The 13347-nt window shown below is 41.9% G+C and carries 9 protein-coding genes; 4 read left to right on the top strand and 5 right to left on the bottom strand.

Annotated features, from left to right (window positions below):
- Nucleotides 1-108: 108 nt before the first annotated feature.
- Nucleotides 109-2742: a phosphoenolpyruvate carboxylase gene (ppc, locus tag BGP78_RS19075; protein ID WP_119862879.1), complete on the bottom strand. Its 2634-nt coding sequence runs from the start codon at nucleotides 2740-2742 to the stop codon at nucleotides 109-111.
- Between the two features lie 119 nt (nucleotides 2743-2861).
- Between ppc and BGP78_RS19070 the strand changes: the two genes are divergently transcribed.
- The 4 genes from BGP78_RS19070 (at nucleotide 2862) to BGP78_RS19055 (ending at nucleotide 5621) form a co-directional block, all read left to right on the top strand.
- The gene (locus tag BGP78_RS19070) at nucleotides 2862-3242 is read left to right on the top strand and encodes a thiol-disulfide oxidoreductase DCC family protein (RefSeq protein ID WP_119862878.1); all 381 of its coding nucleotides are present in this window, start codon (nucleotides 2862-2864) and stop codon (nucleotides 3240-3242) included.
- Nucleotides 3239-3964, top strand: a complete 726-nt coding sequence (locus BGP78_RS19065; RefSeq protein WP_119862877.1) for an SDR family NAD(P)-dependent oxidoreductase — start codon at nucleotides 3239-3241, stop codon at nucleotides 3962-3964. The genes BGP78_RS19070 and BGP78_RS19065 overlap by 4 nt, the downstream gene beginning before the upstream one ends.
- 46 nt (nucleotides 3965-4010) lie before the next feature.
- Entirely contained in the window at nucleotides 4011-4667 is a 657-nt protein-coding gene (locus tag BGP78_RS19060; protein WP_119862876.1) for a flavin reductase family protein, read from the top strand.
- Nucleotides 4668-4877: 210 nt separating this feature from the next.
- A complete protein-coding gene (locus BGP78_RS19055) occupies nucleotides 4878-5621 on the top strand; it encodes a tetratricopeptide repeat protein (protein WP_119862875.1) in 744 nt (247 codons plus the stop codon).
- A gap of 79 nt (nucleotides 5622-5700) precedes the next feature.
- Here BGP78_RS19055 and BGP78_RS19050 read toward each other — a convergent pair whose 3' ends face one another.
- From BGP78_RS19050 to BGP78_RS19035, 4 genes are all read right to left on the bottom strand, one after another.
- Nucleotides 5701-7125 (bottom strand): aldehyde dehydrogenase family protein, encoded by a 1425-nt coding sequence (locus BGP78_RS19050; protein ID WP_119862874.1) that lies wholly within the window; start codon nucleotides 7123-7125, stop codon nucleotides 5701-5703.
- Nucleotides 7126-7268: 143 nt separating this feature from the next.
- On the bottom strand, nucleotides 7269-8723 hold the full coding sequence (locus BGP78_RS19045; protein WP_119862873.1) for a DASS family sodium-coupled anion symporter: 1455 nt from the start codon (nucleotides 8721-8723) through the stop codon (nucleotides 7269-7271).
- Nucleotides 8724-8860: 137 nt separating this feature from the next.
- A complete protein-coding gene (locus BGP78_RS19040; protein ID WP_119862872.1) occupies nucleotides 8861-10717 on the bottom strand; it encodes a M28 family metallopeptidase in 1857 nt (618 codons plus the stop codon).
- Between the two features lie 65 nt (nucleotides 10718-10782).
- Nucleotides 10783-12975 carry a M4 family metallopeptidase gene (locus BGP78_RS19035; protein ID WP_119862871.1) on the bottom strand — a complete coding sequence of 731 codons (2193 nt, stop codon included), beginning with the start codon at nucleotides 12973-12975 and terminating at the stop codon, nucleotides 10783-10785.
- Nucleotides 12976-13347 lie beyond the last annotated feature (372 nt).

Raw genomic sequence — 13347 nt, 5'->3', positions numbered from 1 at the left:
AAAAAACTAAACAAAAATAAAAAACCAACCCTTTTAGATTGGTTTTTATGCTATTTGGGAACGCAATGTTAATAAATGCATAATTAATTGCGTATGATAACCTACCTACTAACCCGTATTTCGCATACCCGCCGCAATACCTGTCATGGTGATCATCAGTGCATTGTCAATTACCTCACTGTGATTAGTACGTGAGCGGTTTAGTAGTTCTACCTGTAATACATTGAGTGGATCTGTGTATGGATTGCGTAACGCAATCGACTCTTTTATCCAAGGCTGTGCTGATAACAACGTTGACTTAGGCGCAAGCCGCTCTACCTGTTTTTTTACTTCAGCCAACTCACTGCGTAACTGTTGCCCCAATCCGTGGTACTGCGCTGTGACTAAGCCTTGCTCGTAGTGCTCACTAAGCCAGCTATCGGCTTTGCAAAACACCATTTCTAGCATTTCTAATCGTGTTCTGAAAAACGGCCACTGTTCACTCATTTTAAGTAATTCAGCTTCGCCAAACTGCTCTAATGCGCCACAGAGGCCTTGCAATGCTCCCAACCAAGCAGGCAGCATGAGTCGATTCTGCGTCCACGCAAATATCCAAGGGATCGCTCTTAAGCTCTCAACTCCACCATGCGGGTTACGTTTAGCAGGTCTTGACCCTAAAGGTAACTTAGCCAGCTCTACCTCAGGTGTGGCCATTCTAAAATAGGGCACGAACTGCGGATTTTCTCGAACAACCGAACGATAATGCTGACAAGAGTGATTAGAAATAGTATCCATTACCGCACGCCAATGCGGCTCTGGTTCAGGAGGCGGTAATAAATTGCTTTCAATAATTGCCGAGCTATAAAGTGCAAAACTTTGTAACGCCACTTGCGGTAAACCGAACTTAAAGCGGATCATTTCCCCCTGCTCTGTAACCCGTAAGCCATTTTTCAATGAACCTGGCGGTTGTGAGCGAAGCGCTTGGGCAGCTGGTGCCCCTCCGCGACCAATCGTTCCGCCTCGGCCATGAAATAAAATGAGTTCAATGTCTTGGCTTTCACATAAACCAATTAATTTTTCCATTGCACTGTACTGCGCCCAGCCAGCGGCCATCATTCCCGCATCTTTTGCCGAGTCGGAATACCCAATCATGACATATTGTTTACGATTAATTTGTTGCCTGTACCAAGAGTGACTAAATAGTTCAGTCATCACTTGCGAGCCGCTATTTAAGTCATCCAGCGTTTCAAACAATGGCGCGACAGGTAATTTGAATCCACAACCTGCTTCTTGCAATAATAGCTCTACTGCAAGCACATCAGATGCTGAACGCGCCATTGAAATAATATAAATGCCCAGTGATTGCGAGTCTTGCTCTGCTATCACGTTAAAAGTATCTAAGACTTCTTTTACATTAGCGGTTGGCTGCCAGTGCTTTGGAATAAGTGGCCTGCGAGAATTTAACTCAGCGAGTAAAAAAGCTTGTTTGTCTTGTTCACTCCAATCTCCATATACGCCAAGACCCAAATAACCCGTCAATTCACTTAATACCTCGGTATGACGCGCAGAGTCTTGTCTGATATCTAATTTACATAAGTTCACACCAAAACACGCTAACCGCCTCAATACATCGAGTAGTAACCCATCGGCAACCACTTTCATATCGCACGCCACTAACGAGCGGTATAGTAGCTCTAACGGGGTTTTCAGCTGTGTCACATCACGGATGCTATCTCGATACTTACTCGGTTGCTGTTTAATTTTATTTTCAAGCGCATGGATTGTATTCGTTATGTCTGTTTTTAACTCTTTCAATACATACCTATACGGCTCAGCTTGGTTATTAGCAACCTTTAGCAATTCATTGCTCGCTTGATGCATAGACAATTCTGCGCTGAGCGTGTCTAAGTCCCTTCGATACAAATCTAATGCCATCCAGCGACCATGATCTAATACGGTTTGTGTGACGCTTGCCGTAACAAAAGGGTTACCGTCACGGTCTCCGCCCATCCAAGAAGTAAAACTGACTGGTGAAAATGAATCCGGTAACTCAAGTGATAGTGTATCCTTTGTATGAATATGAAACTGACGAATAAAGTCAGGTACAGCTTGCCACAAACTATTCTCGATCACTGCAAACCCCCACTTAGCTTCATCCAGTGGTGTCGGTCTTTTTTGACGAATATCATTGGTGTGCCAAGCCTGACAAATCAACTGCTCTATTCTATTTTTTATATATTCTTGTTGCTGGCTATCTAGTCCTTTTAACTCCATAGCGGCCAGACAGTCACTTAGCTCTACATGTTTATTAATGATGGTCCGGCGCGTGACTTCTGTTGGATGTGCCGTCAGTACCAAATCCATCTTTAATTTTCCAATTGTTTCAGCTACTTCATTCAGGTTTAACGCCCCTTGCTCTATTTCGTCAGCAAGTGTCATAAATGTATTCGTTAAAGGCTGGATCACCCCATAAGGCGCGCCGCTTTTGGAGATTGTATGAAATTGATCTGCAACGTTTGCCAAATTTAAGAAGTGGTTAAATGAACGCGCTACAGGGAGTAATTCATCATCTTTTAACGCGTGTAGTGTCGCAATTAGCTTGGTTCTATCTTGCTCACTACCAGCACGCGACGATTTGGCTAATTGCCTTATTTGCTCTACTTTATCTAACATAGCAGGGCCTTGTGCCTGCTTTATCGTTTTACCGAGTAGTTCTCCCAACATACTTACGTTGGCACGAAGTGTTTGATATTGTTCAGTCATCATACGTCCTTTGTCTACATTTTGCGCTATTTACTATACAGAGATTAATACTGAATAACAGCGATCTAATCCGCGTCTTATTCCGTATTGATACATACAAAAATGACAAAAGGTAGGCAATGAAAATTTTTTATGACGGTCAGTGTCCATTATGCGCAAAAGAAATGACTAGCCTAAAACGTCACGATAGCGACAATAACATTCACTTTATTGATGTTCATTCAAGCACATTTGAACAAGATCACCCCAGCATCAATAAACAGCGTGCATTACAAATATTGCATGGTTTAGATAATGATAACAAGTTGCTCCTAGGTCTAGACGTCACTTACTGTGCTTGGCAAACTGTAAATAAACATAAGTGGTTAATTTTACTTAGAAAGCAACCAATAAAGTGGTTTGCCGACAAGGCTTATTTATTCTTTGCCAAACACCGAATGAAAATTTCAGGGCTATTAATGCCTAATCAATGTGATAAATCAGGGTGTAAGTTAAAATGACAACACAAAACCATTTTGTCATCGGCGCGTCTGCGGCGATTGCACAGAGCTTTATCGACAGACTACATCACCAAGATCCGAGCTCGCATGTCTATACCATCAGCCAACAAAATATAGAAGCGCATCACAATAACCTTACGCATATAGTGAGTGAGCATAATGAAGACAGTATTGCTCATACGGTGGAGATGCTAAAAACCCCATTACAAAGCGCCGCCACCATCACTATTTTTAACGGGCAATTGCACAACCAAAAATTTACGCCAGAAAAGCGCTTAGAAGATATTTCTGAGGGCTATTTTGACTGGATCTTCAAAGCAAATACCCTAACACCGATACTTTGGCTCAAAATGTTAGCACCACACTTGAGTAAGATCCGCCATCCATGCGTTGTCACCTGTCTGAGTGCACGGGTTGCGAGTATCAATGAAAATGAGCTTGGCGGCTGGTACTGCTACCGCGCGTCAAAAGCCGCACTCAACATGATGTTTAAAACAGCCTCGATTGAATATAAGCGCAGAGCTAAAACCACCAAGCTGGTACTATTTCATCCGGGCACGACAGACAGCCCCCTATCAAAACCTTTTCAAAAAAATGTCCCACAGGGGAAGTTATTTACCCCTGAGTTTGTGGCCGAACGACTTTACGACCTAATACAAACACGTGTGATTGATGGACAGCTAGACTATATTGATTGGCAAGGTCAAACAATAAGTTGGTAAAAAATAGACACCTCACACTTTCGCATAACCATATAGAGAGATCTCCATGTACTTTTGTAAAGATGACATTGTTCAGTTAGAGCAACGATATCGAACTCAACTCATTAACTCACTATCAGGCTTTAAAAGTGCCAACCTTATTGGCACAACCGATAAAGCAGGAAATGAAAACCTTGCTATTGTAAGTTCTGTTTTTCATTTAGGTGCGCACCCTCCTCTAATGGGTATGATAATGCGCCCTCACTCTGTACCTCGTCATACGTTAGAAAACATACTAGACACCGGGGTTTACACCATAAATCATGTTAGCGAAGATATTTTCATTAGCGCACATCAAACATCAGCACGGTACGATAAAACGCATTCTGAGTTTGACGCCGTGAAGCTCAGCCCGCAATACCTTAAGGACTTTAAAGCGCCGTTCGTATCACAAAGTAAAGTAAAAATCGGACTGGCATTACGTTCTTCGCTAACCCTAGAGATAAATAACACTGAATTAGTCATTGGTGAGGTGGTTGAATTACATGTAGAAGATGCCGCTATCAGCCAAGATGGCTTCGTTGACATTGAAAGCTTGGGCACTGTGGCGCTGTCAGGGCTCGATAGTTATCATCAAACGCATAAGCTCGGTCGATTAAAGTATGCAAAAACCTCCGAAGCCCCTCAGTTTTTGGACCCTTTAAACCCAAAACCATTCGATTAAACTCATTTACCTGCTGTGTTGACGACCTCATTAATCGTTCGTCAACATAACCAGAAAAGGCTATCTCACAGCTTTTGCTAAACTAATTAGCGTGTTAAACATTCAAACACCTTGCTGTGTCACCACAATGAATGTATTACTTGCCAGTATGTATTGTATTTCCATATCAGTCATTTACACTGTAGGCACAAGTAGCTTTGGAGCGTCATTATGTGGCATAAAAAAATTAAACCTATTATGTTAGCCGCGTTACTAGGGTTTGCGGGGAGTTCATCAGCTGGTCTTGAGCAAGGTATTGAAGCCGCTAACTCAGGTCAATTTGAGGTAGCCCTGAAAGAGTTTCGTTACCTTGCTGATATGAATTACGCACCGGGTATTTATCAGCTTGCAAAAATGTATCAGGGTGGATTTGGCGTAACTAAGAACTTAACAAAGGCCGCCTCATTATTTCAAGACGCCATCAAGCTTGGTAGTGCCGATGCCATGTTCTCACTCGCCGTTATGTATGATGATGGCAAAGGTGTAAAGCAGGATAAAAATAAAGCCATTGATCTATTTGAACGCGCAGCAAGTAAAAACCTCGCTGCTGCACAATTTAACTTAGGTGTCATGTATGCCAATGGTGATGGTGTGATCCAAAGCTATCATACAGCGATGGACTGGTACGAAAAAGCCGCTGCAAATAACTATACACTCGCACAGTTCAACCTTGCTTTGATGTATTACCAAGGGCTCGGCACTGAAAAAAATATTGAAAAATCGTACATTTGGAACCTAATCGCTGAATACAATGGCAATAATGACGCGAGTAAAAGCCGAGATTTAGACGAACAACAGATGTCTCCGTCACAAGTTGAGTCAGCAACCGACATAGCGAATGATATTTATAATCGTATCCAACAAGGGACATATGCCCCTGAGGTCCGACCTAAAAAACGCACTTATACATTCTAACTTAATAAGGCTATAAGAACAGTAACGCGTTTTTATAGTCTCTACTAAGCACAATTATCTCATGCGAAATGAAGTGAGATCACTTCAAAAATAGTGCTTTCAGTGGGTCTAATAGTAATTTCGACTGTTTAAGCAAAAGTGACGTTCGCACTCTGGCAACTTTATCGCTCGCTAACACACTTTTACCATGGCTAAATGTAAGAAAACCCTCTTTACCATGATATTGGCCCATACCCGAGTGGCCAACCCCCCCAAACGGACTGTCTTCAATTGTTACTTGCAAAATCGTTTCATTTATCGCCAACGTGCCTGTACGCAATGATTGGCTTACTTTATCCTGCAACGTTTTGCTTTGCGTAAATACATAACTTGCCAATGGTCTCTGTGATAGCTCAACGTATTGGAGCGCAGATCCTACGCTTTCAACTTCTATAATTGGCAAGATCGGTCCAAATATTTCATTTTGCAGTGCAATCATATCTTGCGTTGGATTGGTAATTAAGTAGAGCCCCATCCTAAATGGTGCTTTTGCATTTACAGCTGTACTCTCATCATGTTGAATGTCTGGCCAAACAACTGCGCCTTTTTCCTGCGCATCATGCAAAGTTTCATGCAAACGCGCATAGTGTTTTTCACTGATGATACTCGATAATTTCTTGTCATCTTGGCCACTTGGGTAATGCGAAGTGTAAAGCTTTTTCAAAGCGTCAATAAGTGCATTTTTATTCTTTTTTGTCACCAAAACGTAATCGGGTGCCACACAAATCTGACCAGCATTAGTCAGTTTACCTAATAAGATGCTTTTAGCGCAATGCTCAATATTTGCATCATCGGCAACAATCACCGGCGACTTGCCACCGAGTTCTAATGTTACAGGGACTAGATTATTCGCGGCTGATTGCATAACCTTTCGACCAATATCAGTTGCACCAGTAAAAAATAAATGATCAAACGTCAGGCTTGAAAACTCAGCAGCTATCTTATGATCCCCTTCAACAACAACACAATGCTCTTTTATATCAGCCAAAAGCATTTTAATTTCTTGATTTACGTGTGGCGTAAACTCACTGAGCTTTAGCATCACACGATTGCCCGCACTCAGTGCGGTAAATACTGGTAATAATGCCAACTGTATTGGATAGTTCCACGGTGCAATGATCCCAACAACGCCCTTAGGGACCTGCTGCACCCAAACTTTGGAAGGCCACATAGCGATACCTGAATGGCGTTTATCTGGACGCAACCACGTTGCTAGATGCTTTATCTGATATTTAAGCCCATTGATGGTTGGTAAAATATCACCAATTTGCGAATCAAAATCGGTACGGCCGTTAAAGTCTTTATCGGCAGCCACCACAAATGCTTGCTGTGATTCAACCAATCGCGTTAACAAGTGATTCAGTAATTCAACCCTTCTCTCTAAAGAGGGAAAAGGTTGCTCTAAATAAGACGATTTTAATGTTAATAGCTGTTGATTAAGGTATGAGATATTTTCTGCTTGCACTTGAAGTAAACCGTACTAGTAAGGTATATCTCAACTATATCGAAGCCTGAATCGATACGCAAAACTTAACGTTTAAATAACATCAATGTTGAACATTGGTTTTCTAAAGCCTTGTAGCGTATCGATATTGGTTTCACCTCGGCTTAAAATCCGAATAGAGCCGATCCTACCGTCATTGTCAGTAGTGTGATCAACAAGATAGCCAGCACATTCATAGCAAAGCCTGCTTTGATCATTTCCTTGATTTTAATTTCCCCAGAACCAAATACAATGGCATTTGGTGGTGTCGCCACAGGCATCATAAACGCACAACTCGCAGCAATTGCTGCTGGCAATACCCAAATCAAAGGCGTACCGGTCACTTGCTCAGCAACCGGCCCTAGTAAGGGTAAAAATCCCGCCGCCGTCGCGGTATTGCTGGTCATTTCAGTCAAAAAGCAGATCAGCGCAGCAACGACTAGAACCCCAACTACAATGGGCATCACTGATGCGCCCGCCAATGAATTTGCAATGTATACGGCCAAACCCGACGACTTTATCTGCGCAGCTAGAGTCAAACCACCTCCAAATAGCAATAAAATACCCCAAGGTAATTGATTTGCAGACTGCCAATCTAATACACGTTCGTCACTGTGTTTTTTGGCTGGCAATATAAAAAGTAACAGAGCCGCAATCATGGCGATACCCGTGTCGGTTATATTCAACCCTGTTATTTGCGCTAGATACGGCCTTAAAATCCAACTAGTCGCAGCGAAGATAAATACGAATAAAACATTTTTCTCTGCCAACGTCATGCGGCCAAGCTCTGATAATTGACTTTTAAATAAAGCAGTTAAATTGGCACTTTCACCTGTATTACCCGAGAGCTTAAACGCAAAGCGCGTTAACCAAACCCAGCACAACACTATCATAAGGATACTGAATGGAACGGCAAAAGCCATCCACTGTGCAAATCCTATCTTTATCTGATAACTTTCCCACAAATAGGCCACCATGAGCGCATTAGGCGCAGTGCCAATGATAGTACCAATTCCTCCTAAACTCGCACTGTATGCAATAGCCAGTAGTAGTGCTTTACCATAATTATCATCGCTATTATTGGTTTCTTTTAAAACATGGATCACTGACAACGCAATAGGCAACATCATTAAAGTCGTTGCAGTGTTGTTGATCCACATCGATAAAAACCCGCTCACAAGCATCATTGCTAAAATTTGCAACGTCGGGCTATTACCACTTTTGAGCATAGTGTGTAGTGCTATTCGCTTATGTAAATGCCATCTTTCCATCGCGATAGAAATCAAAAAGCCACCCAAAAATAGAAAGATTAACGGATGTGCATATAAACTAGCAGCAGACTTTATATCGTTAATGCCAGCCAACGGCACCGCGATAAGGGGCACTAAAGAGGTTGCTGGGATGGGCACAACCTCACTCACCCACCAAATGGCCAACCATAAAGCTAACCCAGCGGTACGCCATGCATTAACTTCCATACCCGTTGGTGCATTCGTTACGCATGTTAAAAGGAATAAGCTTGGTCCAAGTAACATTAATAGTAAATTTAATTTATTTTTATTCTTCGTGTTCACGGTCATCATATCTTAAATAAATTTATAGAATCGTATCAACTAATTGAGGACAGAGTATGAAGTAGCTAAGTGAATAGCTCAAGTGAGGAATATGATTAGATACCTCATGAGCAACAGAGTCACTGATGAGGTATAGTAAGTTTTTAGTTAGCCGATATCTTTAATGTCATCCCATTGGCATTACTATAACCTTTTAGGCCAATAAACCACTGACCCGCCGCCGGCGCATCAAAAGTACAGGTTTCTTGATTCCCATTTTTATAAGGCCTGCAATCATGTACGGTATCTGATACATCAGTGCCATACTTCACGTAAAGGTCTGCATCGCCTGTCCCACCAGACAACGACACCGTTAAATTTTGATATCCAGACGCTAATGTTTCATTAAAGCGTAACCACCCACCTTGGGCAACCGACAAACTATTTTCAGTTCGGTCAATGGGTGCAGGACCGCCTGTTTGTATTTGATAGCGGCCCGTTAAACTCACATCACTTATCGCATTCCAAGCTTCAACCATGACATGATAAGTGCCTACTTGAAGCGGGGTAATAACGCATGATTCAACACTATTTGAATTTGTACTTTTACAGTCATAAGATTGTAGTGTGGGTTTAGCACCAAACTTAACATATAGATCTGCGTCGCCTGTGCCTCCTGCTGTGGTAAATTGCAGGTCGGTGCTATTCTCAGGTACATCTAACGAGTAAAACAACTGTTGTTTAGCCGCACCATTAATACCCGTTTTAGCAACCCCGTTTTCTAATACATTATCAACCGGAGGCGGATCAATAGCGCCTGCAGACTTAGCAAGTTCAGCTAAATAAATAACGGCGAGTTTAGCAAATTTACTTGCATGATCAGCGTCAAATTCGGTGTCATTAATAGTATGGATCTTACGGTTTATATCTGCCATTCTCGATTCAAATGGCATGGAGGCGGCATACCCTTGTTGATACCACGAAGCATGGTCTGAGCATCCATAGCCACATTGATCAAAACCGTAAGATACCGCGGGTAAATAGGCATCAATAAGTTGGCCTAAAAATTGGTTCTGAGCGTTATTAGTATAATCTGTCATCATCACAATATCATCTGTACTACCATGGCGTCCTGTCATATCGAACTGTGCCATACCAACCACATTTTTACCTTGTGATTTATAAGTCTCTGCAATTGCTTTTGACCCTCTAAGGCCCACTTCTTCAGCGGCAAAACCCATAACTTTGATCGTGCGTTTGGGCTTGAAATCACTCGCTACAACGGCTCTAAGTGCCTCAGTCAAGACTGCGATACCCGATGCATTATCATCAGCTCCCGGCGCTCGCCCACCACTTGCATTCGCGCTATTAATAGAGTCAAGGTGCCCGCCAATAACGACTACCTCATCGGCTTTTTCATTACCTGGGATAGTTACTATAACTGAGGATTGTGCCCAGCTATGTGTAAAGTACTCTACACTGATGTCATTACGAGACTGTACGATTTGTTGCCAATGATTTTTCAACCATTGAGAAGCATCTACGCCAGTTTGTTGGGTGTAATAGCGATTGTGAAAAGCAGACATCGTATTGACTGTGCTATTTAAATTATTAACCGTTATTTGACTTAATAAGCTGTTAGCCATATCAGGGTTATCAATACTGTAATTAACCACAAGAGGCTGAATTTCTTTATTATCTACTGCGGCTAATTGTGCTAGATAGGCGTTAGCTTCCATCAATGAGTCATGTGCAACAAACCCACCACAACGATGATAATTATCATGCATAAACTCACTTAATTCATTTACCTGACTTGCCGCGATATTTAACATGTGGGCCTGTTGATGGCCGCTTAGTTTTGAGTGTATCTGTTCACCTACGAGTGTATTTTTTAACTGGTAGTGTTGTACCGCATCAGCGCCAACCGTTACCCAAATACGCTCATCTAACGTGTCAGACGCAGCTAAACTAAACGGTAAGGTACCTAAAATAACCGCCAACTTTACATGATGTTTCATAATAGAGTTCCATTGTTTGTGAAACAAAAAAGGGAGCGTTATGCTCCCTTACTTATTGATCTTGATTAGTTTGCTTTAATGTTCAACGTGACACCACTTGCCGCATTATAACCACGAAGATCTATGTGCCAAGTACCCGCTTGAGGGTTAGGAATGGTACATGTCTCAGAGTTACCATTTTTATATGGACGACAATCGTAAGAAGACGTCGTAGACTCAGAACCAAAGTTTACATAAAGGTCCGCATCACCCGTCCCACCTGATATATTAATATCTAAAGATGAGTAACCCGCACCTAAATCTTGAGTGAAGCGCGTCCAGGCGTTGCGAGAAACACTCACACTGCTTTCAGTTCGATCAATCGGCTGTGTAGACCCGCCCCCTGTAGAATAACTACCCGTTAAAGAAACACCCGAAATTGCATTCCATGCTTCCACCATTACATAATAGGCACCCGCTTGCGCAGACGTAATTGCACAACTTTCCGTGCTGTTTGAATTAGTACTCTTACAATCAGATACCGACAGCGATGGGCGAGATCCAAATTTAACATATAAGTCTGCATCACCCGAGGTACCAGTTGTTTCAAACTTAAGATTAGACGCCCCAGCCGGAACATTTAGCACGAAAAATTGTTGTGCTTTAGCTGCACCGCTAATGCCAGTACGAGCAACACCGTTGCTGATCTCTTCGTCTTCAACCGGTGGCTCTGTAGTACCACATGTGCTACCAGCACTTAGGTTTGATATAACACCGACCGCCGCAAGTGCTGCTTTTACATCATCGGGGTTATAATTTAAATCACATGCTGCGTCCATTACACCGTTGCCAGCTAAGTCCCAGTTTGTACTTGCCGTCCAGTATTGTTGATTGGCTTTAGCCATGACTTTAAATGCCTTTTGCGTGTCCCATCCCGCAGTCGTTGCTAAATTGTAGAATGCCTTGTTAAAGACCCCTGAACTGTGATGTACATCCATACCAGAGGTGTAACTAGATTGCTGATCAATAGAGCGGCCATCTTGAGTGGGGTTATTCATATACCGAAGCGCCCCGTTTCCTTTAAATATTTCTTGACCTACTAACCAATCATTTGAGCCCTTCATATAAAACTCAGCGGCTTCCCCCGCCATATCAGAGAAAGCTTCATTTAAGCCACCAGATTTGCCGCTATAGATTAAACCTGAGTTTTGCTCAGTAAAACCATGGCTCACTTCGTGAGCAGAAACATCCAAACTCACTAGTGGATAAAACGTGTTTTGACCATCACCGAAGGTCATCGCACTGCCATCCCAAAATGCATTTTCATAGTTATTACTATAGTGAACACGCATTTTTAACTGGAAGCTCAAGGGGGCTGTGCCAATCCAGTCGTTGTACATATTAAAAACTACATTACCAAAATAGTGAGCATCATTAAGTGGCGAGAAAGCGCCATTTATTTCTTTCACTGTATTTTCAGGACATGTAAAACTATGAGCTGAACTGCCACTGGTGCCATGATTCAAGTTTATCGTTTTAACATTGGCATTGGTCATTGAACAGGTATTACCTGATTGCGCTACATCAAGATGACCAAAGTCAGTACCGTATACATATTTGCCTGTTTTTGCATTCCCACCGGGGCCAGTTGCATTTGCATGTTGCAAGTTATCAAAGCTATGGATCATTTCACCAGTATGCGCATCAATAATATGGTACGGGCGAGAAGGCGTTTTACCATAAGTAACATAGGTCACCTCATAGGCTAGTCGAGCCATTGAGTGCTCATCCAGATAGATCACTAAACGGGACGATTTATTATGCTGTGTTAACTGCTCTGATGTGCCTAATTGTATTTTATGTTGCTGCAAAGACTTTTTCTGCGCCACCGCTTGAGATAATGTTGGCGTCACTGTTTTAATGTCACTCGCTACATCATAAACTGCCGCACCATGTGCACGTAATACTTGTCCATGCTTATCGAACGTTAGGATCGCATGATCGCCAATCACAGGAATACCCTGATAAACTTGCTGATAACGACGCGTCATTTCACCATTTTTTCCTGCGAATTCTTTCACAAGGAGTAAATCATTTCCTGCTCCTAGCCCCACCACTTGTGTTGCTGTCGCTGATAATAGCGTTGTTGCATTAGAAACCAGTATTTTATTCATATTACCTTGGTTATTTAAATACTGTTTATTTGCTGCACTAGCTGCACCCGCATAGCCTAATGCTAACGCTGTTACAGTCGCTAAAGTGATCTGTGATATTTTCACGTTTACGCTCCAAAATGTTGTTTAGTTTTATCAGCCATCTACTTTGGCTTTTTATAAGTTGAAATTAGCAACAGTTGTCCTTGTTGCTTAACCCAGCGTAGCCAGCATCCAAAATAAATAAACCTAAAATTAACATTTAAAACATATTTGATTCACCTTAAAATAAAACTATATACATCAGAAAAGTAGACTAACCCTTCTTTGCACTTTGTGCTAAAACGTAAAACACTTGTAAACAAAATAATACAATAGACATTAAAAAATTAGTTCATAAAAAATACAAAGTGCAATTTTGATATGTTATAACAGTGCAAACCCATGATAAATATAGTCTTTATGATTAAGTTGTGACTTTTTGCAATTGGTAAATAG

Source organism: Pseudoalteromonas sp. MSK9-3 (assembly GCF_003590335.1).
Taxonomy (GTDB): domain Bacteria; phylum Pseudomonadota; class Gammaproteobacteria; order Enterobacterales; family Alteromonadaceae; genus Pseudoalteromonas.
This window is presented reverse-complemented; position numbering and strand designations above follow the sequence as displayed.

What these genes read in the sequence shown, in the direction of transcription:
- ppc (WP_119862879.1), bottom strand. Translation starts at nt 2,742, where the DNA reads ATGACTGAACAATATCAAACACTTCGTGCCAACGTAAGTATGTTGGGA.
- BGP78_RS19070 (WP_119862878.1), top strand. Translation starts at nt 2,862, where the DNA reads ATGAAAATTTTTTATGACGGTCAGTGTCCATTATGCGCAAAAGAAATG.
- BGP78_RS19065 (WP_119862877.1), top strand. Translation starts at nt 3,239, where the DNA reads ATGACAACACAAAACCATTTTGTCATCGGCGCGTCTGCGGCGATTGCA.
- BGP78_RS19060 (WP_119862876.1), top strand. Translation starts at nt 4,011, where the DNA reads ATGTACTTTTGTAAAGATGACATTGTTCAGTTAGAGCAACGATATCGA.
- BGP78_RS19055 (WP_119862875.1), top strand. Translation starts at nt 4,878, where the DNA reads ATGTGGCATAAAAAAATTAAACCTATTATGTTAGCCGCGTTACTAGGG.
- BGP78_RS19045 (WP_119862873.1), bottom strand. Translation starts at nt 8,723, where the DNA reads ATGACCGTGAACACGAAGAATAAAAATAAATTAAATTTACTATTAATG.
- BGP78_RS19040 (WP_119862872.1), bottom strand. Translation starts at nt 10,717, where the DNA reads ATGAAACATCATGTAAAGTTGGCGGTTATTTTAGGTACCTTACCGTTT.